25 protein-coding genes are annotated in these 26106 nt (G+C 40.6%); 9 read left to right on the forward strand and 16 right to left on the reverse strand.

Annotation, left to right across the window (positions count from 1 at the left end; all coding sequences use genetic code 11):
- Positions 1 to 440 precede the first annotated feature (440 nt).
- Positions 441 to 1217 carry a LuxR C-terminal-related transcriptional regulator gene (locus tag BUC20_RS08780; protein ID WP_159441077.1) on the forward strand — a complete coding sequence of 259 codons (777 nt, stop codon included), beginning with the start codon at positions 441 to 443 and terminating at the stop codon, positions 1215 to 1217.
- Positions 1218 to 1353: 136 nt separating this feature from the next.
- On the opposite strand, the gene BUC20_RS08785 is transcribed toward BUC20_RS08780, so the two are convergent.
- From BUC20_RS08785 to BUC20_RS08795, 3 genes are all read right to left on the reverse strand, one after another.
- Positions 1354 to 2391, reverse strand: coding sequence for an aldo/keto reductase (locus tag BUC20_RS08785; protein ID WP_073230078.1), 1038 nt, complete (start codon positions 2389 to 2391; stop codon positions 1354 to 1356).
- Between the two features lie 65 nt (positions 2392 to 2456).
- Positions 2457 to 3785: a DUF6138 family protein gene (locus BUC20_RS08790; RefSeq protein WP_073230079.1), complete on the reverse strand. Its 1329-nt coding sequence runs from the start codon at positions 3783 to 3785 to the stop codon at positions 2457 to 2459.
- A gap of 47 nt (positions 3786 to 3832) precedes the next feature.
- Positions 3833 to 4714 (reverse strand): AraC family transcriptional regulator, encoded by an 882-nt coding sequence (locus BUC20_RS08795; protein ID WP_159441078.1) that lies wholly within the window; start codon positions 4712 to 4714, stop codon positions 3833 to 3835.
- Between the two features lie 83 nt (positions 4715 to 4797).
- On the opposite strand from BUC20_RS08795, the gene BUC20_RS08800 reads away from it, so the two are divergent.
- Positions 4798 to 5991 carry an MFS transporter gene (locus BUC20_RS08800; RefSeq protein ID WP_200800915.1) on the forward strand — a complete coding sequence of 398 codons (1194 nt, stop codon included), beginning with the start codon at positions 4798 to 4800 and terminating at the stop codon, positions 5989 to 5991.
- A gap of 12 nt (positions 5992 to 6003) precedes the next feature.
- On the opposite strand, the gene BUC20_RS08805 is transcribed toward BUC20_RS08800, so the two are convergent.
- The 5 genes from BUC20_RS08805 to BUC20_RS08825 form a co-directional block, all read right to left on the reverse strand.
- Positions 6004 to 6420 (reverse strand): DoxX family protein, encoded by a 417-nt coding sequence (locus BUC20_RS08805; protein ID WP_073230083.1) that lies wholly within the window; start codon positions 6418 to 6420, stop codon positions 6004 to 6006.
- Positions 6421 to 6592: 172 nt separating this feature from the next.
- The gene (locus BUC20_RS08810; protein ID WP_073230085.1) at positions 6593 to 7144 is read right to left on the reverse strand and encodes a 2OG-Fe(II) oxygenase; all 552 of its coding nucleotides are present in this window, start codon (positions 7142 to 7144) and stop codon (positions 6593 to 6595) included.
- An 18-nt stretch (positions 7145 to 7162) separates the two neighbouring features.
- Positions 7163 to 7669, reverse strand: coding sequence for an O-acetyl-ADP-ribose deacetylase (locus BUC20_RS08815; protein WP_073230087.1), 507 nt, complete (start codon positions 7667 to 7669; stop codon positions 7163 to 7165).
- A gap of 12 nt (positions 7670 to 7681) precedes the next feature.
- A complete protein-coding gene (locus BUC20_RS08820; protein ID WP_073230089.1) occupies positions 7682 to 8233 on the reverse strand; it encodes an NADAR family protein in 552 nt (183 codons plus the stop codon).
- Between the two features lie 36 nt (positions 8234 to 8269).
- Positions 8270 to 8962 (reverse strand): NUDIX hydrolase, encoded by a 693-nt coding sequence (locus BUC20_RS08825; protein WP_073230091.1) that lies wholly within the window; start codon positions 8960 to 8962, stop codon positions 8270 to 8272.
- 222 nt (positions 8963 to 9184) lie between these two features.
- Between BUC20_RS08825 and BUC20_RS08830 the strand changes: the two genes are divergently transcribed.
- The 3 genes from BUC20_RS08830 (at position 9185) to obgE (ending at position 11998) form a co-directional block, all read left to right on the forward strand.
- Positions 9185 to 9682, forward strand: a complete 498-nt coding sequence (locus BUC20_RS08830) for a copper resistance protein NlpE N-terminal domain-containing protein (protein WP_073230093.1) — start codon at positions 9185 to 9187, stop codon at positions 9680 to 9682.
- Positions 9683 to 10336: 654 nt separating this feature from the next.
- Entirely contained in the window at positions 10337 to 10906 is a 570-nt protein-coding gene (locus BUC20_RS08835) for an adenylate kinase (RefSeq protein WP_073230095.1), read from the forward strand.
- A gap of 87 nt (positions 10907 to 10993) precedes the next feature.
- On the forward strand, positions 10994 to 11998 hold the full coding sequence (gene obgE / locus BUC20_RS08840; RefSeq protein ID WP_073230097.1) for a GTPase ObgE: 1005 nt from the start codon (positions 10994 to 10996) through the stop codon (positions 11996 to 11998).
- 28 nt (positions 11999 to 12026) lie between these two features.
- On the opposite strand, the gene BUC20_RS08845 is transcribed toward obgE, so the two are convergent.
- Entirely contained in the window at positions 12027 to 12506 is a 480-nt protein-coding gene (locus tag BUC20_RS08845) for a GNAT family N-acetyltransferase (protein ID WP_073230099.1), read from the reverse strand.
- A 67-nt stretch (positions 12507 to 12573) separates the two neighbouring features.
- Positions 12574 to 13479, reverse strand: coding sequence for a class I SAM-dependent methyltransferase (locus tag BUC20_RS08850; protein WP_073230101.1), 906 nt, complete (start codon positions 13477 to 13479; stop codon positions 12574 to 12576).
- A 272-nt stretch (positions 13480 to 13751) separates the two neighbouring features.
- Between BUC20_RS08850 and BUC20_RS08855 the strand changes: the two genes are divergently transcribed.
- The 3 genes from BUC20_RS08855 to BUC20_RS08865 all read left to right on the forward strand — a co-directional run bounded on the left by BUC20_RS08855 (position 13752) and on the right by BUC20_RS08865 (position 17531).
- A complete protein-coding gene (locus tag BUC20_RS08855; RefSeq protein ID WP_073231737.1) occupies positions 13752 to 15332 on the forward strand; it encodes a M1 family metallopeptidase in 1581 nt (526 codons plus the stop codon).
- Between the two features lie 148 nt (positions 15333 to 15480).
- Entirely contained in the window at positions 15481 to 16905 is a 1425-nt protein-coding gene (locus BUC20_RS08860) for an aminotransferase-like domain-containing protein (RefSeq protein WP_073230103.1), read from the forward strand.
- 98 nt (positions 16906 to 17003) lie between these two features.
- The gene (locus tag BUC20_RS08865) at positions 17004 to 17531 is read left to right on the forward strand and encodes a GNAT family N-acetyltransferase (protein ID WP_073230104.1); all 528 of its coding nucleotides are present in this window, start codon (positions 17004 to 17006) and stop codon (positions 17529 to 17531) included.
- 1 nt (position 17532) lies between these two features.
- On the opposite strand, the gene BUC20_RS08870 is transcribed toward BUC20_RS08865, so the two are convergent.
- The 3 genes from BUC20_RS08870 to BUC20_RS08880 all read right to left on the reverse strand — a co-directional run bounded on the left by BUC20_RS08870 (position 17533) and on the right by BUC20_RS08880 (position 19832).
- A complete protein-coding gene (locus BUC20_RS08870; protein ID WP_073230106.1) occupies positions 17533 to 18759 on the reverse strand; it encodes a TCR/Tet family MFS transporter in 1227 nt (408 codons plus the stop codon).
- 290 nt (positions 18760 to 19049) lie between these two features.
- A complete protein-coding gene (locus BUC20_RS08875) occupies positions 19050 to 19493 on the reverse strand; it encodes an SRPBCC family protein (RefSeq protein ID WP_073230108.1) in 444 nt (147 codons plus the stop codon).
- 18 nt (positions 19494 to 19511) lie between these two features.
- Positions 19512 to 19832: an ArsR/SmtB family transcription factor gene (locus tag BUC20_RS08880; protein WP_073230110.1), complete on the reverse strand. Its 321-nt coding sequence runs from the start codon at positions 19830 to 19832 to the stop codon at positions 19512 to 19514.
- Positions 19833 to 20448: 616 nt separating this feature from the next.
- Between BUC20_RS08880 and BUC20_RS08885 the strand changes: the two genes are divergently transcribed.
- Positions 20449 to 21369: a hypothetical protein gene (locus tag BUC20_RS08885; RefSeq protein ID WP_073230112.1), complete on the forward strand. Its 921-nt coding sequence runs from the start codon at positions 20449 to 20451 to the stop codon at positions 21367 to 21369.
- Between the two features lie 91 nt (positions 21370 to 21460).
- On the opposite strand, the gene BUC20_RS08890 is transcribed toward BUC20_RS08885, so the two are convergent.
- The 3 genes from BUC20_RS08890 to BUC20_RS08900 form a co-directional block, all read right to left on the reverse strand.
- A complete protein-coding gene (locus BUC20_RS08890) occupies positions 21461 to 22273 on the reverse strand; it encodes a DUF4249 domain-containing protein (RefSeq protein WP_073231738.1) in 813 nt (270 codons plus the stop codon).
- 5 nt (positions 22274 to 22278) lie between these two features.
- Positions 22279 to 24606 carry a TonB-dependent receptor gene (locus tag BUC20_RS08895; protein WP_073230114.1) on the reverse strand — a complete coding sequence of 776 codons (2328 nt, stop codon included), beginning with the start codon at positions 24604 to 24606 and terminating at the stop codon, positions 22279 to 22281.
- Positions 24607 to 24724: 118 nt separating this feature from the next.
- On the reverse strand, positions 24725 to 26086 hold the full coding sequence (locus BUC20_RS08900; RefSeq protein ID WP_073230116.1) for an MATE family efflux transporter: 1362 nt from the start codon (positions 26084 to 26086) through the stop codon (positions 24725 to 24727).
- Between the last annotated feature and the right edge of the window lie 20 nt (positions 26087 to 26106).

The raw sequence follows: 26106 nt of genomic DNA on the forward strand, positions 1-26106 counted from the left end.
ATCGTTTTATCAACTCTTTGGAAAAAAATATTTCTCTTGGTTCTGTAAGACCATAAGGGAGTTCTTTGTCGTTTGAATAATAGATCATTCAGATCGGATTGTTAATTGTGCTAACTAAATATGAATCTAATCAATTTATAATTTTTTTAATCTAACCCCTATTTCACCATGTCAAAATCATTTCTTATTCCTGTTACCCCGCGAGTCTCCGGCGTAACACACCTTTGCGGTAACTATCTGCTCTTTAATGCCAATTTGTTAATGAATAATTGTATCTGGTAAGTTTTTGAGGCAGAACCCGTCTTCTGATCCTACAATACCTACTTTATATTTTTTTAATAAGATGAAGAAAAACTAAAGACGTTCTCAAAACCCGTTATGAATAAACTGACGAGCCGTTTTTTTATTTTTTAATCTTTTCAATTAACCTTATGGAATTTATGGAATTTAATAATAACGTCATGAATGCTCCCTGGGATAGGCGTAGCGACTTCTACACACGTTCAAATATGGCTTTACCTAAAGTAATTTTAGATCAGTTTTTGCCCTCATTTCTTAGTCCAGGGCAGTTTTACTACTATTTAGTAGATTTCTATGGCCAACAGATCAGATATATAGATCCAAGTATCGCTGATATCTTAGGACTAGATCCGGAATCAGCAACTGTGGATAGTATCCTGGGTTGTATCCATCCTGAAGACATCAATTATGTAGCGCAGACAGAATCGGCAAGTTATCGGTTTATGCTCAATCAGGTAGGTAAAGATAACCTGAAGAGCTATTACAAAACGACTTACTGTTTTAGGTTCAAAGTGGTTGGTGGCAATTATGAATTGTTCCATAATGAGTCTGTATTCCTCTCTGATGAGGAAACAGGCCGTATCTCACAGGTACTTCATATTCATACGAATATCAATCACCTGACCGCTGTGAATGATTACACCCCTGCATTGATGGATTTAAAGGGAACGGAGAATGTATGGCCGGTCAATGTCAAACCAGAATCGGAAAGCACTTCGCTCAATTTAAATTTTAGTAAACGGGAAATGGAAATCATTAAGTTGATCGCCCTTGGTTATAAAAGTGAAGAAATTGCAGAATCACTATTTATTTCCCTGCATACCGTTCAATCTCATCGTAAGAATATTATTCGGAAATCTGGTGTTAAAACCAGCTCTGAACTCATTAGTTTATGTGTGAAAGAAGGATTAATTTAATCCGTTTTTTACAGCTCAGGGAAAATAAGAAAGGCGGACCATTTGGTTCGCCTTTCTTATTTTGTAAAGTTTGTTTTTTATTGACCTGTTGAGTCAATCCCTTGCTCAAGCAGGTTAAGCCGATAATGCTTCCCGTTTAGTAAAAATCTGGTAATGGATTCAGGCTGGTATTCTGACGCTGATGCCAGTAAGGATAGATCGTTGGAACTTCACTAGCTGCATCCAGTTTCTTTACTTGTTCCAGCGTTAAATTCCATCCTACAGCATCCAGGTTTTGTTTCAGTTGTTCCTCATTTCTCGCGCCTATAATGATGCTTGAAACGGTAGGACGCTGCAACAACCAGTTTAAGGAAATCTGTGCCACTGTTTTTCCTGTTTCTTCAGCCACTTCATCAAGGGCATCTGTAATGTTATAGAAGACTTCTTCATTCAGGATGGCCTCCGGAACAGGACTTCCGCCCTGTGCAATGCGGCTATCTGCAGGAATGGGTTTGTTGCGTCCGTATTTGCCTCCTAAGCGGCCTGCGGCAAGTGGGCTCCAGATGAAGCTGCCAACATTCTGATCCAGACCTAAAGGCATCAGTTCCCATTCATATTCCCTGTTGGTCAGGGAATAATATACCTGATGGGCCACATATTTATTCCAGCCATATTTCTCAGATATTCCCAAAGATTTCATCAGGTGCCATCCGGAAAAATTAGAGCAGGCAATATAGCGTACTTTTCCACTTTGGATCATGTCATCAAGGGTTCTTAATGTCTCTTCGACCGGGGTATTCCCATCAAAACCATGCATGTGATAGATGTCAATATAATCGGTGTTTAATCGCTTAAGGCTGCCTTCCAGTTGCTTTAGAAGGTGAAAACGGGAGGATCCCTGGTTGTTGGGGCCTTCTCCAAAAGTGAAGGTGGCTTTGGTCGAGATCAGGGTTTTATTTCTTATTCCTTTGATGGCTTTCCCCAGGATCTCCTCTGATAAACCTGCTGAGTAAACATCCGCGGTATCAAAGAGGTTGACCCCGGCATCCATGCACAGGTTGACCATGCGCGTAGCCTCCTCAACCTGTGTACTGCCCCAGGCTTTAAAAAAGTCGTTGCCACCACCAAAAGTGGCGGTTCCAAAGGTGAGTACCGGAACAAAGAGTCCGGATGCGCCTAATTGTCTATATTCCATAAGCTTTATAATGCTGATAATATGATCTGTAAAAGGTATTCAGATTAAAGGATTTTCAAGTCATGTTATTGCAAGAGTTCTTCATAAAAAGCTTTCATTTCGGGAGGCGACTTTTTGATCAGTGCAGGGTATTTGTTGTCGGGTCCCCAGATGCTGTAGATCACATAAGTCCAAATGTAAGCCGGCATCTCTCTGGCATCTTCTTCCGACCAGTCTTCTTTGCTGCTTTTGCTGATGTAATCCGTAAAATTTCTTTTGCAATCCAGCAGCAATTGTAAGTTCTCAACGTTATGGAAAGCTTCAGCAAACAGTTTAAACGGTTTGTGTTCCTGCATTGATAGAATACAGCTGATAAAGACAGGTAAGGAGGCTTTGCTGATGCCAAACTTTTCCACAAAAGCAGGAGTGAATTTCTCCTGAATGGATTGGTGTTCTTCGTCAACCTCCTGCATGTACTTTTTCACCAGCTCAAAGTGTTTTTCACTTTCAAGACCCAATGCAAAAACAGCAAAGGTAGAAGGCATCGCGCAATTTTCGTCCTGTAGATTATGGTACCATTCCCATTTTTTCATTGCAAGGAGGGCGTATTCTTCAATTAATTTATGGAGGTCCGGATATTGAACAGCGTTGGCAAAGAGATGATGGACACCGGTTTTGATGAGTCCTTTTATGGGGAGGATCTGCTTTGTTTTTGCGGAAAATTCTATAGAATAACTTTTCGGGAAATCAACTTTCAGGAGTGCGTTTATGAACTGAAAGATGGCTTGATAAGCCGCTTCACATTCCTGATTTACTTTGATTTTAATGGTGGCAAAAACATCATTGGCTACACAGCTTACATTTTCATCTTTATAGTTTGTTAACTGTGTTGCCAGTTTCCCTGAACCATATTTTTTCAATTCTTCCACTTCATTTGAACCGAGGGATTTTACCATCCGGAAGTACCTGTTTACGGTCACGATTTCAAAGCTTGCTCCGTATTTCATCAAACAGATGGCCACATAACATACAAAACTTAAATGTTCAGGGTTTACGGCAGAAAGATCAGTGCCTGGGCTTAGCAGGTAATCATCTGCAGAGCGGACAGGCGCTTTACCAAAAAATGGTTTTTGAACATTTTCTTCAACCCATTTTTCCAGGCTGTATTCCTGAAATCCTTCCGGGGCCTGCTTTCTGATTTTATCACAAAATTGACCGGCTTTTTCTGCGGTAAATGGTGCTTTATTCAGGAAATATCTAATGATACTATCAATGAGAAAAAGTTCTCCTGTTGGTAATTCAAGAGGATGGGGGTATTCTGCTGATTCTTTAATGGTATCAGACCAGATGGCATCGATAAACCGCTCCAGTAATTCTTCGTTTCCTTCGATTTTTACATTATAGTTTTTATTCATTTTATGGCAATTCTTTATTTTTACAGCATAACGTTTGAAAAACGTTTTTAGCTCTGCTGATGATTTAAATGAGCGATATAAATTGCTCCATTTTCATTCTTTCCCGGTATCCTGCCATTTAACGGATTGTATTTTTTCAGGAACTTGTTAAAATGGCTGAGGTCGCTGAAGCCGAATTTATAGCTGATCTCTTTTTTTGTCGCATTCCCGGAACTCAACTGACTCTCAATGACCTTGAATTTATAATCATCAATATATTGTTTGATGGAAACATTCATCTGACGCTTGAACAGATTACTTAAATAATTAGGAGAGAAATGGAAATGGGTAGATAGTACACTCATCTTTAGTGATTCTGGCTCCTGGATATGGGAGTGGATAAATTCAACGACGGAAATCAAAGTATGGCCATTTGGCGATTGCTCGGTGATCATATCAGTGATGGCATTCTTCTTCAGAATGGAAAATACTGCCCGGATGAGGTGAAAAATCAGCTCATTGGATGGGCTTAACGTGTTTTGCCATTCTCTGACAATCAATAACATGATTTGATCAATCTTTTCCAGATCATCTTCAGATTTGACTAACCTGGAATCATAAGTGGCACTGATGGCCAGTAAATGATCAATGAGTTTACTCCAGTCTTTCGTTGTCTTTTCATTAGAAAAGCCCTCCAGGTACATGTTATTGAACTTCAATACGCTAAAGGTGGTCTCTTCCGTGATATCGAAAATATGGCCATCCTGAGGTGCAAGTAAAAAGAGACTTTTGCCTTCATAATGCTGCTCTATCTGATTGTGGTAATGTTTTCCCTTGCCGGAATGGATGAACACCAATTCAAAATGATCGTGATTATGCAAAGGAAAAGGCCATTTTAGCGTAGTAAAATGCCGGATAAAAAGGGCCTCATGCTGGATAAATCTTTTCACGTTGAATTTTACAAGTATAGGATTAATAAGTACAATTATTAAAATCAGAGCGGTCATAGATTTGCGACATTCCTAAACAACAAATGATGCTGTCTGATCAAAATACAAAAATACGACCTGTAGTGATTCCCTTAATGGCAATTTCCGCAGGAATTATAGTAGCAAACGTATATTATAACCAACCGATTCTAAAGGAAATAGGGCTTTCCGTCAATGCGACAGAAAGTGAAATTGGCAAGATTTCTATGATCTCCCAACTCGGTTATGGATTGGGAATGTTTTTTCTACTCCCCCTTGGGGATAAAGTAAACAGGAAAAACCTGATCATCGGTTTGGCAGGATTGCTCTCCATAACACTGGTGATGGTTGCTTTTTCTACCAGTCTCCTGCAAGTCTCCATCCTGAGTTTTTTTGTTGGTCTTTTTTCCACACCCGCACAGATCATTTTACCAATGGCGGCGACTTTAGATAAGGTAAACAGAGGGGCCACGGTGGGTAAGGTGTTTAGCGGAATTTTGGTGGGAATCCTGGGTGCAAGGGTTACAGCTGGACTCCTCACCGAATGGTTGGGCTGGAGGTCCGTGTTTGCGATCTCGGCTTTCATGGTGATGGTCATGTGCATCCTTTTAAAAATTTACCTGCCCGAGGCTGCGTCTAAATTTAAAGGAAATTACCTCAGCCTTTTGAGATCTACCTTATCCCTGATTAAAGAATATAAGGTGTTGAGGCAGGCTGCGGTGTTGGGCGCATTTACCTTTGGGGTTTTTTGTTCTTTCTGGACCACCCTGACTTTTCATTTGAGTGCTTCTCCATTTCATTATCATGCAGGAACAATTGGTTTATTTGGATTGATTGCGATAGGAGGGGCGCTGGTTGCACCTTACTTTGGTAAGTTGGCAGATAGGGGAAGTGTGTATAAGTCGCTCGTGATGACGGTCTGCATGATTATTGGAAGTATTCTTCTGATCAAGCTATTCCCTTTTTCTATAGCTGTTCTGATCATTAGCGTTTTCTTTTTGGATATTGGGGTTCAGGCCACGCAGATTACCAATTTTACCAGAATTTACAGCTTGCATGAACATGCCCATAGCCGGCTGAACACCATTTATATGACCACTTATTTTATAGGAGCTGCAGCAGGGACTTATGCTGGTTTGCTGGCCTGGGAATATGGGGGATGGAATGCGGCAACATGGCAAATGTTATTCTGGAGTAGCACTGCTTTGATCATTGTGATGATTTCTGCACGTTCAAAACCTGTAGCTGCACTAAACTAAGGAATACAAAACCTATCTTTTTTTAGAACTGATCATGGCATCAATACTGTATTTCCCTGGTCCCAGCAAAAGAATAGACAGGTAGCCAACTAAAAAAGCAGGGACAAGTTCATGTTCTCCAAAGATCTCCCAGTTGTGTATGCCCAGAATGACAAAAATGGTAATGAGTAACGGAATGGTAGCGAGTCTGGTAAAAAGACCAAGAATGATAAGAATGGAGCAAAATAATTCGGCGAATACAGTCAGGCCCAATGAAAAAGTACTGCCCAGGCCCATAAAACTCATGAAAGTATCTTTCTTCTCTGCAAAATGGATCAATTTCGCGTAACCGTGACTGGGGATCATTAATGCGCCAAATCCGATTCTCAGGAATAATGTGGCGAGGTTAAATTGGACTGGGCTATGACTTATTGTGGATAATCGCTTCATCAAATGGGATCTAAAGATTGTGCCTGACTTACCTGTGCTTCATTATGCACAGGTAAACAGGACTTTGTTTTCTAACCAAATAGCATGACAAATGTAATCTATTTAGAATCTTTCTAAACAATAAAAGAGGGTAAATGTGATTCTATGACAATTAAATTACAATTGGAAAGGTTTAGGAATTTAGCCTATACATGATATCAGACCTTAGAACATACTTGATTCCGTTGATAAGGCGATCACCCTCATGGCGCTGACTGTGTTCAAAAATCAGGGCCATCCCTTTTTTTGGAGTGATGACCTCTCCGGATTTAAACTTAGTCTCTCCACCTTCATATCCTTCATTCAGATACACCATAAATGTGTAATAACTGAATTCTGTTTCACTGCGTATAAAGCTGCCGTCTCTGTGCATTTTGAACCGTTGTCCGGGGCTATATTTGTAGAATCGGAATAATTCATTTAATCCAATAGCTTCAGCATGGCCAATGACTGGTCTGATATGGGTTTTAAGTCTTTCCCAAAGCTCTCCGGCATAATTAAGATCATTATATAAAATCCTTTCATTGTCGCGGATCATTTTCATCATCGCCTGTTGACCATCAATATTTACTTTCGCTTCTTCGAAGCCCATTTCTTCACTTTTGAAAATCAACTGATCACATTCTTCATCAGTCAGGAAATGATCAATTGTGAAGATTTCGGTATGCTCATTAATGTTGTTCATAGCGTTGAAGGTTAATAATTACAATAGTTTTTGATATATCTCGTGGCTTTCTTCGTCATAACAAACGAAAATCAAACGGTCAAATGCCTTTACATTCTTGAAATTCCGGACGGTATCTATGGCGATTTCTGCAGCCTTATCTTTCGGGAAATGATAGATTCCTGTGCTTATTCCGGGAAATGCAATCGTTTTTAAATGGTGTTCAAATGCTAACTGCAGGCAGTTCTTATAACAATCATGTAATAGCTTGTCTTCATTTTTAGATCCGCCATTCCATACCGGGCCAACGGTATGAATCACGAATTTTGCAGGCAGAAGCCCTGCAGTTGTGATGACCGCGTGTCCGGTTGCACAGCCACCCTGCCTGTTCCGAATTAAAATGCATTCTTCCAGAATGGCTTTTCCACCCTTTCGATGAATTGCTCCGTCCACTCCACCGCCTCCCAGCAATGAACTGTTTGCTGCATTTACGATTGCGTCTGCTTTAATAGTAGTAATGTCTCCTTTGACCAACTCGATTTTCATATTGGATGATGTTTAAGCATTCAATTGCGATCTTACTTCCATTAAGACAAAGCCAAGCAAGTTTTCACCCTTCCATAATAAAGGGTTTTCTGCTTTCGGGTCATCAGCAGCGAGGCCTATTCCCCAAACCGGATCTACCGGGCTTGCCTCTACGATAACCCTGTTCTTCGTTTGCAATAAAAAGTCTTTCAGCTCCTGATGCTGATTGAATTTATGATAGTTTCCGGCAAGGACAATATCAAACTTATGAGCATCCCATACTTTGGCATCAAAGCGCTCCACTAATCTCCCCAGTTTCTTTACTTCGGCCGGGGATTTAACCTCCAGGATTCTTTTTGCAATGGCAAAATCCTCAAATAATTCTGCTTTCTTTGCCATCATCCAATGTTCTGTACTGGGGTAAGTTTTTCCTTCATGGGTAAATGGAGCAATCCACCACTGACTGAAACAACTTGCAGAAATATGGCCGTCTTTGGCGGGTTGGTGCCCCCAGAAGAAAAGGAATTTGATCTTTTCTTTTTTCTGGTACTTTTTAATTAGTTCTTCTTTATGGGAATTGGTCATGGTTTTAAGGTTTAATCATCATCGCAAAGCGGTATGCTATTGCTGAGCTGAAATGTTCAATTGAAAATTACTTTGTTTCAATGCTTTGTTGAATTTGTATAAATCAGGATGGCGGTTTTTTGAGCCTTCCCGTTTGCTGCCGGTTAGTAAGATGTATTCTGCATCCAGTATCTTTCTGCGGAAATTTCTCCGGTCAATCGTAATGCCTAAAATGCATTCATAAAGTGCCTGTAGTTCAGGCATGGTAAATGTTTCGTCCAGCAATTCAAAACCTACAGGATAATAGAGTATTTTGGATTTCAACCGCTGCAAGGCCTGATCGAAGATCAACCCATGATCAAAGCCAAGTGCTGGCAGTTGGTTTACCGGAAACCATTGCACATCGTTGGCCATTTTTCCTGCTACAATTTCAAAACGCTCCGGATTGATCAGCGCGTAATGAGCAATAGAAATTACCCGGCCTCTGGGATCCCGGTTGGGTTCATCAAAAGAATAAAGCTGTTCGAGATAAAGGTTTTCAATGCCAATCTTAGTGTGCATAATCCTGTTGCAGACCTGCTGCAGTGTTTCTTCCATTTGCAGGAATCCTCCGGGGAGGGTCCAGCCATTTTTAAAAGGCTCGTCTTTTCTGTTGAGCAGCAATACAGATAGCGACTGGTTATGGTAGCCGAATACCACAAGGTCAACTGCGAGAGAGGGGTTTTTATAGGTGTGGAATTCCGGATTCATTTCTGCTTTGCGTTATTATGACACAAAGTAACGGTGAAATTATAATAACTTCCAAATAAATCTTCAATCTTCTTGAAAATCAGCCTTTATGATGCTTTTTTAACCTGCTCTTTTGTGAAAGATAAGTGAGGTCAAAATGCGAATTGAGAAAATAAGACGTTATAGTTTGAGTCTCGTTGTATTTGTTCACAATGAAACATATTTAACTATTGAAATCTATCTATGAAAAAAATATTTTTAGCAGCAAGTTTTTTAGCAATTTTTGCGGCATGTACTCAAACTTCTTCTTCTAATGGCAATATCGCTGGTGGGGATACGACGATAGTTGATTCTACTTCCTCGCCGGCAACAGAAGTACTGGATGGTGCAGGTAAAAAAGAGGTTGCTGTTGATCATAAGCTGGGAAAAAAATATGCAGGTAAATATAAAGGGAATATTCCTAATGCTGATGGAACGGCTAAAACAACCCTGGTCTTAAATGATAATGGAACATTCAAACTGACAGAACTCTTCACCCGTGCGGGAGCGAAACCTCTTGAGTCTACCGGATATTGGTCTCGGGAAACCGGACATACGGATGTGATTAGTTTAAGAGAAAATAACATTGAACCCTATAAAAAGTTTAAAACTGAGGGAAGACAATTGCGTCAGTTAACTCAGGAAGGAAAAGTAATTGAAGGCGAAATGAAAGACCTGTATTTACTTAAAAAAAGCAAATAAATGCTGGCTGAAGCGTCTGCAATCCAGTTTCAGGCGCTTCAGTTTTTTCGCGCTTATTTTCTGATAGATGATCAGATCCGGAATCCCGGATGAGGGATTTTCTGCAAGATAATCTGCCTGTATTCAACTGCTTAAAACACTGATTGGCAGTATGCTCAGTTTATTAATCCACATAGTGTTATATTTACACCATCTTCTTTGGATAAATTATCCCATGGCAGATTGGAGTCTGTTGAGGAGTAATTACATTGATAATGAGAGATTTATGTTATTTTATCCAGGTTGCCGTTGTGGTGTTAATCGTAGTTTTTTGTCAAAAATTAAGTATACTAAATTAATAATTATATATTTGCAACCTCAAAAGGATTTTACCTGTTTTGAACTTTAATACAGGTAATTGGATGTAAATTGATCCTTCCGGCGGCTTGCCAAAAGGAGGGTGGATTGAAGCTCAAATCCCGGAGAAAATAGTCAACAAAACAAAAGGCTGGTTTTGAAGACTGCAAAGATTTTATGGTTTTATACGGTAATTGTCGATCAGGTTAACTGACCAGATTGGAATTTAAGGAAGAAATCATCTGATTAATTGGAAAAACAAGAAACTAAAGCCTTAAGCCAAGGTAGAAGGCTTCCTAAACTTTAAAGACAACCCAAATGCTAAATTTTGTTCTCTTTGGCCCACCGGGTGCAGGCAAAGGCACTCAATCTCAGAAATTGATAGATCAATATCAATTGATTCACATTTCAACAGGTGACCTTTTTAGGGCTCACATTAAAAATCAATCACCATTAGGCCAGAGAGTAAGTGAGCTAATTGCAGATGGACAGTTAGTTCCGGATGAAATTACCATTGCTATGCTGGAAGAAGAAGTGGATAAAAACCCTGGAGCCAAAGGCTTTATTTTTGATGGTTTTCCACGTACTGTTCCTCAGGCGGCTGCTTTAGATGAGTTTCTGGAAAGCAAAGGAAGTTCAATTGCAGGTGTAATTGCTTTGGATGTTGATCAGCAGGAATTAACCAAACGTATCGCCCAACGTCAGTTGGAAACCGGTCGTGTGGATGATCAGGCAGATAAATTGCAAAAAAGAATAGACGAGTATTTTAGCAAAACGATTCATGTTTTGCCTTATTACGAAGCACAAAGCAAACTAAGTAAAGTAAATGGAATCGGAAAAATCGATGACATCTTTGCTGAGTTATGTGAAGTAGTAGATAAATATTAGTTTTAACAATAGGATTGGTCCTGATCTCATCAGGATAACAAAAGCCCGGCTTAAAAGCCGGCTTTTTTATTTTAAAAAAAGAAGGTTATGTCGCAAGGTTCAAATTTTGTAGATTATGTTAAAATATGCTGTCGCTCCGGCAAGGGAGGGGCAGGTTCTGCACACTTGCATCGTGATATACGGACTTCTACAGGTGGACCTGATGGAGGTGATGGCGGACGCGGTGGACACATCATCCTGAAAGGTAACTCCCAGTTCTGGACTTTACTTCACCTGAAATACCGTAAACACATCATCGCACAGGATGGTCAGCCGGGTTCCAGTGGAACCTCTTCCGGTAAGTTCGGTAAAGATGAAATTTTGGATGTACCCCTGGGAACCATCGCCAAAGATGCGGAAACAGGAGAGGTGCTTTTTGAAATCACTGAAGATGGAGAAACAAAAATCCTGACTGCAGGTGGACGTGGCGGACTGGGAAACTGGCATTTTAAAACACCAACCCTTCAAACACCACGCTTTGCCCAACCAGGTGAAGCAGGTAAAGAAGAATGGATGGTACTGGAATTAAAGGTACTTGCCGATGTAGGCCTGGTAGGTTTTCCCAATGCAGGAAAATCAACTTTACTTTCTGTACTTTCCGCAGCAAAACCGGAAATCGCAGATTATCCTTTTACCACCCTGGTGCCGAATCTTGGGATCGTTTCTTACCGTGGAGGCAAATCATTTGTAATGGCCGATATCCCGGGAATTATTGAAGGCGCTTCAAAAGGAAAAGGTTTAGGGTATCGCTTTTTACGTCATATCGAAAGAAATTCAGTATTGTTGTTTATGGTTCCGGCGGATACCCACAGAACAATTGCAGAAGAATATGCCATTCTTAAAGCAGAACTTCAGGATTACAATCCGGAACTGATGCAAAAACCTCATTTACTGGCCATCACTAAATCCGATATGCTGGACGAAGAGCTGGTTGCTGAAATGAAGAAAGAACTGCCTAAAAATATTCCATCCATCTTTATTTCTTCTGTAGCCCAAAAAGGCTTAACAGAATTGAAAGATATGCTATGGGAATCGATCAATTCGGAAGCTTAAAAAATAGATAAAGACCTTTCTTCAGCAACTATACTGCTGAAGAAAGGTCTTTTAGTTTTTTCTGCATACAAATACTGCTCTCCACCTTTTCATAAGGCCCAAAGTTTGGAATCACCTCATAACCTACTTTTTGATAAAGGGTTACTGCTTCCTTCTGTTTATTCCCAGTCTCCAGGATACAGGTTTCATATTTCATCTCATTTGCCCAGTGTTCCAGTTGCTCCAGGATCTGTCTGGCAATTCCCTGTCTGCGGAACTCAGGATGAACAAACATCCGCTTAATTTCCATTACGCCTTCCCCATATTCCTTTATCGCACCACAACCTACTGCACTCCCATCGATATAGGCAACTATTGCATGTTTTATGGTATCTGTTTTATTGAATTGTGTGAAAAAAGCATGGTCTTCTCCATTGTTAATGCTTAGGTTCTCGTCTAAAAGAGCGATTAATTTTCTGAAGTCCAGATGTTCCGGATTTGTCCTGCTAATGTGTATGCTCCTGTTCATGATATATTTATTTACTAAATGAATCTGTCTGATGAATAAATCTATACTAGGGATGAATGGCGCTGGTTTAGTTAATATAAGGGTTTTTAGGGATGTTTACGATTTTATAGCCATCATTTTTAAGGTCTTGTAGTTCTGTTTCATTGGGTAGCTGTTTAAAGACGATTGCGGACAATACCTGGCCCGGAATGATCTTCAACTTTAAGAGAACGTCCAGAAATGATTTTTTAAGATAAATGGATCTGAATTTTTTATTTTTCATATTGGCCTCCAGTGCCTCAGCCCCGCTAAAATAGAAATTGGGATTGATTTTTTTAAAAGCAACCATCGGCAGGTTTAAACCTGCTGCAAATTTTTCAAACTCACGTTCCGACACCTTGTACACAAAGTTACCAACAGGCTCATAAGAAAACCTGTTTTTCCAGATTGACGATCCTAAATTACTTTTGATGGCATTCAGGCTGTTCACCATAAACAGCAATAAAGGCATTTTTGAAATGGGGTCCTGTGGCTCAATCACCACGATCCCTTTTTTGGAAACCCTGATCATCTCGTATAATGCAGAGTAAGGGCGTGGGAAATGATGATAGGACTCTTTACAAAGGACAAAATCATAGCTGTCATCTGTAAATGATAACCTTTCGGCATTTTCAGAGCGAAAATCATTGACAATCCCTTCATGATGCGCAATACTGAGGAAATCTGTATTCAGATCACTTGCAGTTGCTTTATTCCCATTCTTAAGAATGTATCTGGCATCGAAACCGTAGGCATCCCCAACAGTTAACCATCGCTGGTCTTTATTTTTTAACAAGGGGTTCAGACAATCAAAAAACAAGCGCTGAAGCCATGATCCTATACTACCGGCATCTTCGTATCTGCTTTTCTTAAAATAGTCAGATTTCGCCTCTGGAGTAGGAAACTTTTCGTTATACCATTTCTCATGCAGCTCATAGCTTTCTTTATGAAACATTATCTTTAAGTGGGTTAAGGTATATCAAATTTAAGTTAAAAATTTTCTGACTGATGACCTGAAAGTGTTAAAATGTGTTAATTTTATGTAGCAGGTTTTATTAAAGCCGTTTAATTTGTTATAGTTGGGGATCCGGGCGCGATATTTGTCTTGAGAACAAATTCATGTCTTCAGACGGGTACAATAAAAATAATAAAAAATGACGGCTTCAGCGCCAATAACAAACAAATTACAATAATGAGATCATGACCATTAAAAAGAAATATATGCTAATGAAAAAATGCTTGGTAATCCTTTTTGTATGCTTTAGCAGCAGCACTTTTGCACAGGAAAAATATTGGCAACAAGAAGTCAGTTACACGATTGATGTAGCCCTGAACGATCAGGCAAAGACGCTTAAAGGCTCAGAACAGCTAGTTTATAAAAACAATTCCCCGAATACGCTTGATTTTATCTGGTTCCACATCTGGCCAAATGCATATAAGCAGGAATCCACCGCTTTGTTCCAGCAATTGAAAAATGATACTACCAGAGCAAAGAAAATGGAAAAATACACCTATGGTAGTATAGACGGCTTAAATTTCAAAGTAAATGGCAAAAAGGCAATTACGGAAGCACATCCCAATCCCCAGTATATTGACATCATTAAAGTGAAACTGGCTACGCCGCTAAAACCCGGAGCATCTGTAAATATCGCTACGGATTTCAATGTTAAACTTCCTTCGTACTTCTCCAGATCAGGCTTTGCGGATGGAGAGTTTATGGTTTGTCAATGGTATCCGAAACCGGCAGTATATGATAAGGATGGCTGGCATGAGTTTCCTTACCTTGATATGGGGGAGTTCTATAGTGAATATGCTTCCTTTAAAGTAAACATTACCCTACCTTCAGACTATGTTGTTGGAGCAACAGGTGTATTGCAGAATGCTGATGAGCTTACTGCTTATAAGACAATAGGCGCTAAAAATGCAGCGAACAGAACCGGAACACCAGTGCTTTATCAACCATTAAATAAAAATGCAACGAAGAAATTAACCTACGAAATCAACAATGTTCCTGACTTTGCCTGGTTTGCAGCGAAGAACTTTGTGATCCAATACGATACAGCCAAACTGGCCTCAGGGAAATCTGTAGATGCCTTTACGTATTACCACAATAAAAAAGAGACCTTGTGGAACAACAGTATCGACTATGCAAAAGATGCGGTAAAGCATTATAGCAAGTGGATCGGGGAGTACGAATATCCGGTAGTTCAGGTGGTAGAGGGGCCTGCAAATAATTCAAGTGGTGGAATGGAATATCCAACGATCACTTTAATCACCAGTCCGGATGCTAAAAAGGAATCTCTTGACGCAGTAATTGCCCATGAAGTAGGGCACAACTGGTTTATGAGCATGCTCGGAAGTAACGAAAGAAAACATACCTGGCTGGATGAAGGATTGAACAGTTATTTTCAATTCAGATATGAAGCAGAGAAATACAGGTCCAACTCTTTATTCGGAGATGCCATTCCTGAACAGGTTAAACAATTGCCGGAGCCGGAGTTTTCTTCGCGGATTTACCAGGTGATGGGCTCAATTCCCATGAAATCAGCTATAGAAACACCAGCAGATAAATTCTCCAGCTCTGATGAATACGGCCTGATTTCTTATGTGAAAACAGCCTTATGGTTACACTTGCTGGAAAATGAAGTAGGACGGGAAAAAATGGATAAAGCTTTTCAGCATTATTTCAGCTTATGGAAAAATAAACATCCACAGCCGGAAGACCTGAAAGCAGCATTTGAAGCCTCATTGGGAACAAATTTAGATGCTTATTTTAAACTTCTGGATAAAGAAGGTAGCTTCAAATAAAGAGTGTTTTTTTGCTAAAATATAAACATAAAACGGCCGTTGCGATCAACGGTCGTTTTGTGTTTAGCAATGTCCCGGATTCAATAAACCGGAAGATCGCTGCTTATATCATATCTTTGCCGGGACCAGCAGCTCATCAGCAGGCGTTATGGAGAAATACAGATACGAAGAAATCGCAGAAGAGATGGAAGCCAATATTGTGGCTGGCCGGTTAAAACCAGGGCATAAGCTTCCTTCTGTCAGAATCCTCAAACTAAAATACAATATTGGTTTAAGTACGGTACAGCGTGCCTACGACGATCTGATTATAAAAGGCCTCGTAGAAAGTATTCCTAAATCCGGTTATTATGTAGCCGGAAAAAAAGAGAAAGAGCAGGCTGTTAAGAGGCCAGAAGCCATTTTGATCAGGGATGCTGTTTTCGAAAATAATTTATCGGTCATCACGACCAACCCCGATTCACAAAAGAAACATAGCCTCAGCGAATTTAATGTAGCTGCTCCCGGAGACCTTTTTATTCCCCAGAAGCTTCTGTTGAGAACAATGCAGCAGGTGATCCGGGAGAAGGGGATCAGCTTGCTGAAGTATTATCCTTCCAATGGGTCGGAATTTTTGAAAGATCAGCTTGCCAGCCGGGCAACAGGGTATCATAGCCGGTTTAATGCAGAAGAACTGATCATCACAGATGGTGCTGTTCAGGCTTTTTACATTGCATTAGCGTCGGTTACAAACCCGGGAGATGTGGTGGCAATTGAAAGTCCCTGTATCTTTTCTATGCTGGAGGTACTAAAGAACTTAAGACTGAAAGTTATAGAAATTCCGGTACATCGGGGTTCCGGATTTGATGTTGCCTTTCTGAAAAGGGCAACAGAACACATCCCTTTAAAGGCAATTGCGCTGACACCCAATTTCCATAATCCTACCGGTGCTGTTCTTTCAGATGCGGATAAACTGGAACTGCTTACGATTGCCCAATCTAAAGGCATTCCAATAATCGAAAATGACGTTTTTGGTGATCTTCATTTCTCGGGTAGCCGTCCTTCAAATATCCAGTCTATGGACAATAGCGGCCTGGTCATGACCTTCTCTTCTTTTTCCAAGACCCTTGCTCCCGGAATCAGATTAGGTTGGCTCTCCCCAGGGAGGTTTTTTAAACAGGCGGAGCAACTTAAGTTTTCTCTGGGAAGTACCGTATCTCCAATCTATCAGGAAACCATTGCCAAATTACTGTCGACCAGTAGTTACGACAGGCATGTCAGGAAATTCAGGATGCAGCTGGCGGCTCAGTCTTACCAGACCATTAACCTCATTTCTGAATATTTTCCTGTAAGTACCCGCATCAGTCAGCCGAAGGGAGGCTATAGCATCTGGCTTAAAATGGAAAAGAAGCTGGATATGAAAATGTTTTACAAACATTGTGAGCAAATAGGTGTTCGTTTCACGCCAGGCTCTGCCTTTTCTTTCAGTTCTGTTTTTGAGCAGCATTTCAGAATCATCTTCGCCAGTAAATACACCGGACAAAGAGAAGAAGTGTTAAAACTTGCGGGTAAAACTGCGCAGGATTTATTGGGCTGATCCTATTGCTTTCCCTTGGAACTGTACCCCTTTGATTTTCATATTCTGGACCTGTCTCTTTCTTTAAAGACCTTAATTTTGAGGATTATCATTATTATATGGACAATCGCATTAAAACAAAATTTACCGTAGCTTCAGAAGAAGGAATAGCGGATTTACAATATCTTGGAGAAACCAGAGGGCATGAGAAATATGGTGCCTTGCTCAATGAAAAACAGATGGCCGATTATCTGTTCGAAAAGTATAACAGGGATACCATCATCAGTAATTTAAATACTTTTTCTAATCAGCTGGTGGTCGTTTATGTAGATGAAAAGCCTGCAGGTTATGCTTTTCTTACCGGAAAGGGGAGCGTTCCTGAACATCTTGCTGATCAGCGTGTTTTTCATCTGCAGGATTTCGAAGTGCTGAATGCTTTTAATGAAGGAGAAGCTAAAGACCGTCTGATGGAAAAATGCATCATGATTTGCAAAGCTTATGATGCGGTCACGCTTACTGAGAAAGCAGATGAGAAAGACCGGATTGCTTTTTATGAGCAATATGGATTCCGTCAGCAGGAATCAGCACTGTCCGATATTGCAGGTGTGTCTTCTCCGTCAATCCTTCTGATCAGGGAAAACAATTAGCTTATTTTCTATTGATAAAAGACTCTTTTTTCATGGTCCTGCTGCAAATCCATACACTGATGATCATTAAAACTGCAGCAGCTAAAAATGGAGCACCGGAGAATTTAACAGGGGCATTTGGCCTGGTAAACCAGGCAAAAAGATTGGTCATTAACAATGGACCTACAATGGTTGTCGCACTCATCAGACTGGTGAGTGCCCCTTGTAACTCTCCCTGTTCGTTCTGTGGGACATTGCCTGAGATCGTGGCCTGCAAGGCCGGCCCTGCGATTCCACCTAAGCAATAAGGAACGAGGAAAGCAAACATCATCCAGCTTTGATTGGCAAAAGCAAATAAGACCATTCCAAAAGCCGAAAGCCCAAGACCAATATAAATGCTTTTTTCATTCCCTAACCTCGGACTGGTATAGCGGATCAAACCACCTTGTACAAGTGCGACCAATATTCCCGCAGTAGCGAGCGAGATGCCTACTAAAAAGGTATTCCAGTTGAAACGTTCAATATTAATAAAGGTCCAGGTACTTTGTAAAGCATGTCCGGCGATATAAATAAAAATTAAGGCAACGATTAATCCACCAACTCCCTTGTATTTCCTCAGGCACAATAAAGAACCCATTGGATTTGCTCTTGACCATTCAAAAGGCCGGCGGTGTTCTTTTGATAAAGATTCCGGTAAAACAAAATAGCCGTAAAGTACATTGATCAGCGTCAGGATTGCGGCAGCAATAAATGGCACCCTTGGTCCCAGTTGTCCCAATAAGCCACCTAAGGCCGGGCCAATTACAAAGCCTAAACCGAAAGCAGCACCGATCATTCCGAAATTTTGTGCCCTGTTTTCTTTTGTACTGATGTCTGCAATATAAGCTGTGGCAGTGGTCATACTTGCACCAAAAACACCGGCAATGACTCTTCCAAGGAATAACCACCAGATATTTGGTGCCAGTGCAAGGAAAATATAATCAATTCCAAATCCCAAAAGAGACAACAATAAAACAGGTCTTCTGCCATATTGGTCGCTCAGATTTCCAATAATTGGTGCACAAACAAATTGCATAATCGCATAGGCAAACATCAGAAAACCACTCCATTGGGAAGCCTGGCTAATATTTCCATGGATCAATTGTTCGATCAATTGAGGGAATACCGGAATAATCAGGCCTATGCCAATCACATCCAATAACATCGTGATGAAAATGAAGCTTAACGCTGCCTTTCGTGAAGAAGCCATAAAAGTTGTTGTGGGTTTGAACCCGCAAGATATATTTTTTAATCTATTCGTTCGCTTGCTATTTTATTTTCATCAGTATATATTTGTTTTTATCGGTTATGAAGCGATCATAAGCATATTGATAACTGTTTTTAAGCGGTACGCTTATGATGGTTTCATATCGGTTTTTTATTTTTGCAGGAACAGAAGACGCTTCTTAAAGAAACTAATCCGGGGGGATGAAGGAACAAACAAGGGTGGTAATTAAGGTGGCTGTTAGCTTACCTTAATCCACCTGTTCCGGGTAATCCTTATATTGAAATACCCTGGCCTTCTTCCACGAAGTTTTTCAATGAAGTACCAATGATATGCGTCCAGCCTGCATTAAATGAGGACGGTGCAAAATCAAGATTGTCTGTGACAAAACTTTCCAACCCTGTATGAGTCAGCTTTAACCTGGTTTTTCCTGCTTCATTAAACAATTCAAAGCTGACTGCGGATTCGCCGGGTAGGTTCTCATATTTCCAGGTATAGGTCAGTTTCTTTTTCGGAATGAGTTCGGTGATTTTACAGAGGTGAAGGTATCTGGTGTCGTCTTTTGAACCATAAAACTGGAATTCAAAACCTATTTCAGGCTTAAAGTCAGCAATGTCAAAATACCATTTTTTCATTTTTGAATTGTTCGTTAATGCATCCCATACACGCGATACCGGCGCATTCAATGTTCTTTCAAGTACAAGTGGTTCTGCTTTCATTGTGTTGTAGATTTAAATTTATGATTTAGGCTGATTTTCCTCCTCAAGAAAGGATTCCAGCGCATCCAGTTTTTGCGACCAGAAGGTCTTGTATTTTTCTGCCCATGCAGCTACTTCCCTGATTTTTTGGAGCTGCGGTTCACAATAACGTTCTCTGCCATCCTGCCTGATCATTATCAACCCACATTCCATTAAGATCTTAATGTGTTTGGAAACCGCAGGCCTGCTCATGTCGAAATGGTCTGCGACAGCATTCAGGTTTAAGGATTGCTGAGAAATTAAGTCAATAATTTCTCTTCTCGTAGGGTCGGCTATGGCCTGAAAAACATCTCTTCTCAACTTATTTTTTGTTTATATGAAACCGTTCGGTTACAAATGTAAGTGTAACCGAACGGTTTCACAATTGTTTTCTGAAATATTTCCCATACCCGCCCCATTCCTCGCTTTTTAAGCGAAGAGGAGGGGGGATGGGAAATTATTTGTCTTTTTGGGAATTCTGAATCTTTCTTAACCGGGGTTCCCTGGAAGGTGTTCCAGTTTTCGTTCGTTCAGGTTGCCGAGATATACACTATTGGAAATCCGCTTTCCATCAGCCGACTTAAAGCAGAATTAAATAAATTTTGTTTCTGATATATCTCAGTATTCATGTTTTTAACATAGCGCATAGTGATTTTGTTTTCAAGTCGAGTACAGCTCCCGATCAAATGGCTTTGAAAGGGGGATAAGTCCTATCAGGCCCTTTCAACCCCTACCGTCAGCCTACCCCTGACCACCTTAATTAAGGCAATGTTAAACCATTCTATATGACCTTAACACAAGAAAGAAGCTCAATAGATTTCGGCTTAACATCCTTTTCCATCCAGATTGAGCCCCTTAATAGTTTTTATCAGTGCTTCAAGTGGCTTAATGTTATAATTTTCGGGATTAAATTTTTCATTACAATTGAGTATCTTCAATGAAAATATTTGGATATAGGAATAAAATGAAGCTCATCTTTACCTCCCTTTTTTTTCTGTTCATGAGTATTCATGTCTTTGGACAGGCTGATGACGGTTTACTGTCCCGGTTGCAGGGACTTTATAATCAGAAAATTGAATTTTATAATGTCGATGGGTTTGAGATCTCCAGTCAGAAATTTGATGTTGAATTTTCAAAGAAAAACATTGTTAAGAATTTCAAAAAATCCGGTATCAGAGAAGCTGATTTAAATAAGACAGATTCCCTGTTGAAATTTGATAATCTATATGTAGGTCGATCTGAGGAGAAGGTGAAAGGGATTGTTTTTAATCATCATTATTACTTTATTGAAAGTCCCGATAAAAAGCTGGTTGGAATTAGTTTTTCCACCATGAACAAGGACGATAAAGCATTTGAAAGAAGTTTTGTGACGTTAATTAAGAACAATGCGATTCCGAACAGCGTATTCAACTCTATGAATCCGGACAGCCTCAATTTTGCAGGTAGAAAAATAGCTCTGGGAGAGGGATGCAGGTATATGGGCGTGAATAATGTTCAATGTCCTTCCAATGGACAAATGAGCTGGAGTATTCATAAAACACTGGAAGATGCCAGCCAGACCGTAAATGACCAATGGAAATTAATCAGGGAGCAGAAAGGTGGGAAATCGCTATCAGATACTACAGTCAATGTTGTTTTTGAAGGGAGGGAAGCTATTGCAAAAAAGATGGTTTATGGCCTCAAGGGGATAAACTCCTTATTGATAAAAATGGACGGAGCGAAAACTTTAACGGTTTATGCGGTAGCCAGTCCGGTAAAAAATGGTTTCATCAGTTGTATAATGAGCTTCTGGGACAGCGATAACGTCAATAGAAATGGCTTGCCGAGATTGTTGGAGAAGGTGATGACCTTGAAATAAAGCAGGTACATGATCAATCAGCGTTGTTCCAATCGCTTGAAACAACGCTTTAAGAAAATAACCAATGCAAGAATGATCATTGTAACTCAGATTACTGAACGGTCAATTGCTTTTTACTTACGGTATGTACGCTGAAGTAACCCAGGGCTTTGTTGTTGATGTTTGAAGGCGGGTTTCCGGGAGTAGTTCCGCCAGAGGGGCCATTTGAGGATTGCTGGCTTAGCGTATACCAATAAAGAAATACGTTTTTATCTATACATTGCATTTCAATATCCACCACATCCCCTGTTCTCAACTGATCCTGATCGTCATTATTCCCGGTAAAGAATAATACACTCGGAACATCATTGCCATCGCTCAGGCGGTCATTTTCTGCATATACCTGTTTCGATTGAATCCCATTCACTTTCATTACAAAACGATATTGATTGGCAATGCCGGCAGGATCTTTATAATGTACCTGGGCCTGTTTCTGATCATCACCACCAAAATTGAAAACTTTTACATCCAGGAAATCAATCGCTACCGGAGCAGGCATGCTGGAACTGGCGGTATACACCACATTATTTACGGTGGCCTTAAGCGTATAGGTACGTCCGGTTTCTCCTTTCAGAGCAGGAAAAGTATAAAACCCGGGAGTCGTTTCAGAAAAGGTCCAGGAATGCCCATTGTCGTCTGTAACAAGAACCACTGCCCCGCTAACCGGAGGGTAGGTGTTGTTTTCCGTATAAGGTACGGATTTGCTGATTTTGATCAGTTGCTGCCCCGGTTGATCCGTAATGGTGCCTTCTATCACCAGCTGGCTTTCTGCATTGTCGAGCTTCACATCAATCACCTTTTCACAAGAACTCCATGCGATGGACCCGGTAAAAAGTATGGCTATATATTTAATTTGTTTTAACATGGTCATTAGAATTTGAAGTTATAAGTTACAGAAGGGATGATTCCAAAAAGGCTGGTTTGCACAGCTTCCGTGCGGCTCGGATCATTTTCTTTATCTCTGAACCTGATGGCATAAGGATTTTTAGTATTGAGCACATTGTATATACTGAATGTCCAGCTGCTCTGGAACCTGCGGGTTTCTTTAGCTTTGAGGGTAGCCCCAATATCCAGTCTTGAAGTATTCGGCATCCGGTTGGCATTTCTATCTGTATAATAGTAGGTAGTCAACCCGCCTACATTATACTTGCCTGCCGGATAGGTTACCGCATTTCCGGTATTGAAAATATAGTTGGCAGAAACAGACCAACGTTTGCTAAGATTATACATGGCCACCAATGACAGGTCATGTGTACGGTCTTGTCTGGCAGGGAAATAAGTTCCCTGGTTGATGCCATCAAACTGCCGTTCGGTTTTTGAAAGCGTATAACTGATCCATCCGGTCAGCCTGCCTTTGGTCTTTTTTCCATAAAGCTCTACTCCATAAGCACGGCCCTTTCCATATAAGAGGAGTGATTCTACCTCGGCATTAGCCGTCAGATCTGCACCATCTTTATAATCGATCTGGTTTTGCAACCATTTGTAATATACCTCTGCAGAAAACTCGTAACCATTGTCTTCCGTGTTTTTAAAATATCCAAGAGCAATCTGATCCCCGATTTCGGGTTTGATGTTGTTGCTGCTCATCACATACTGGTCGGTAGGAGCGCTTGTTCCTGAATTACTCAGGATATGAATATTTTGAGTATTACGGTTATAGGAAGCTTTGATTGAGTTTTTATCATTTAAGGTATAGCTTGCTGAAAAACGGGGCTCCAGGTTGAAATAGTTTTTAACAAACTCTCCACTGCTATACGTTTTAGATGAAATGACTTCAGCTGCAGGGTTGTAAGTGTTGATTTTTCCCGGGCCGAGCAAGGAAAACTGGCTCAGGCGTAAGCCAATTAACAAATTGAATTTTTCGCTCAGCTTCCATTCATCGGATACATATGCGCCGAACTCCACACCATAGCGTTTTTCTATAGAAAGGGGATTGATACTGGAATTACCTGAAGCAGTAATGTCAGAAGGTGTGATTTGATGATGTGTGCCTTGTAATCCAAATCTTAGCAAGTGGTTGCTGCTGAAGTACTGAAAATCCTGTTTAAAGTTTAAATCCCTGATGAGCGATTTCACTTTGGCATTGCTTTGTTCATCGATCAGTTCGACGGCATAGCTGTAGCGGTTGTAAATTAAGGAGGTGTTGGAAAATAACCTGTTGTTAAAAATATGGTTAAAACGCATGGTGGCAGTCGTATTGCCCCAATCGTTGGCAAATAAATCTTTAATTCCAATATTGTCCTGACCAAAATAACCGGAAAGGTAAAGGGTATTTTTATCATCAAATTTGTAATTCACTTTCGCATTGATGTCATAGAAATTAAGGGTGTTTTTTTTCAAAGCGGAGTCGCCAAAAGCTTTCAACAGGAGATCGATATAGGTCCTTCTTGCACTGATCATGAAAGAGCTTTTATTTTGGACCAGCGGGCCTTCAGCTTTGATGCGTGAAGCAATGAGGCCAATACCACCCTCTACACCAAACTTTTTGTCGTTACCGTCCTGCATTTTAACATCCAGTACGGAAGACAAACGGCCTCCATATTGTGCCGGCATCCCACCCTTATACAGACTCACATCCTTTATTGCGTCGGCATTAAAAGTGGAGAAGAAACCCAGTAAATGCGCAGAATTGTAAACTGTAGCCTCGTCCAGTAAGATCAGGTTTTGGTCAGCAGCACCACCGCGGACAAAAAATCCGGTATTACCTTCTCCTCCGGATTTTACTCCCGGCAGAAATTGTATAGCTTTCAACACATCCTTTTCACCCAATAACACAGGTACATTGTCCAGGTCCTTCATATTGATCTTGTTTAAACCCATCTGCGGATTTTTTACATTTTCATTCTTCAGGTCTCCGGCACTGATCTGGACTTCCTGTAAGGTGGATGCAGAGGAAAGCGCTACATTGATGGTCAATGCTTTGCTGAGTGAGATTTTTTGGGTTGAAATCTGATAACCACTATAACTAACGGTCAGGTTATATTCTCCTGCAGCTGTAGTGATAGAATAGAAGCCATAAGCATTTGTAGCAAGGCCAATGTTTTGAGTCGCGTTTTGCAGTTTAACGGTTGCCCCGATCAGTGTTTCTCCCGTTGCTCCGTCTTTTACCGTACCGCTTATCGTGATGCGCTGTTGTGCGGATAAAATAAGAGGAAAGGAACTGAGAAAACTGAAGAGAAAAATGAATGTTATTTTCATGCCATTTAGATATTTAATGAGACGAAAATATCTAAACGGCATAGGACCACCTTGAAAAAAGGGACGAGCTGTATAGATTACAGGTTCAACCGTAGGAAAAGTGTATTGACCTGTTTGGTCAGTTCGTTGTCTGAATGGTTAATGGCAAACGCTTAAAACAACGATTTAAAATTACCAGTGCAAGAACAATCATGACCATGTCAATCGCTGTACTGCCCCAGTAAATTGCGCTTATTCCAAAATACCCTGGCAAAAAGATCATCAGTGGGAAATATAAAAACACCTGTCTGAGCATGGCAATCAATGAAGTTTCCTTTGCTCTTTGTATGGAAGGAAGTGTCACTAAACACATAAATACAATAGGTAAGAAAGGCAATACTGCCAGATACACCCTGAAATCAACCAGTTGCTGCGGACTGATGACGAAGTTTGGAAGCATACTCAGTATCACCGTGGCCGGGAAAAAAGTCATAAATAACCAGAAGGGTGCAATGATGCAAAAGCCATAAAAGACAAATAACCAATAGGAACGAATCACTCTGTCGTATTGCCCTGCTCCATAATTCATTCCGCTTACCGGCTGTAAAGCACGCATTAGTCCTATGATAGGCATCATCATAAATAAAAGGATTCTGTTACAGACCGTGTAAAAAGGTAAATCGGCTGATGTTCCGTATCTGGTGACTGCATTTAATACCACTGCACTTTGTACGACTGTCATGATGGTCAATATCATTCCTGGTAAACCGAGTTTCAAGAGCTCTTTAGCGATAGGTACATCTATTTTCAGGCTGTTCCATTTGCTGATAAAAGAAGATTTTCTCCTGGCAAAATACCATAGGCCAATGACAGAATATAAGAGCATTCCTGTATTGGTTGCCCATGCTGCACCAGAAACACCCCAACCAAAATTTTTAATAAAGATGGGTTTAAGGATGACGTCCAGTATTAAGCCGAGGGCAATCATCCAGGCAGCAGTTTTCATCTTTCCCTCTCCACGGATTACCATGTTCAGGGCAAGGCCATGAATCCAGAACAATGCGCCAATCGTGGTTATCCTGAAATAAGCAGTCCCATAGGTCAGCACATCGCCTGCACCACCCATTAGACGGACCAGAGGTTCCGCAAGAAGATATAAAGGCAGACAAACGAGCAGAGAGAGCAGAACGCTCATTCCGTTCACCGTCCCGATTAATTTTTGCAGTTTTTCTTTTTCATTTGCGCCCAGCCAGATGCTCAAAGCTGTTCCTGCACCGGTGCCGATCAGGCTGCCCAAACCAAGGGTGATCTGAGCCAGGGGATAAGCGATTCCAACACCTGCTAAAGCTTCTTTATTCATTAAACGACCAACAAAAACGCCATCCAGAAAACTATTGAGACCATACAATACCATCGCCAGAACCGAAGGCCAGGAGAGTCTCCATAGGATTGTTTTTAAATTTCCGTTCAGGATAAAATGTTTTTCTTTTTCGTTCTGCATAATTGATCGGGTTTTTTTTA

The sequence above is a fragment of the Pedobacter caeni genome (assembly GCF_900129215.1).
In the GTDB taxonomy this organism is placed as follows: domain Bacteria; phylum Bacteroidota; class Bacteroidia; order Sphingobacteriales; family Sphingobacteriaceae; genus Pedobacter; species Pedobacter caeni.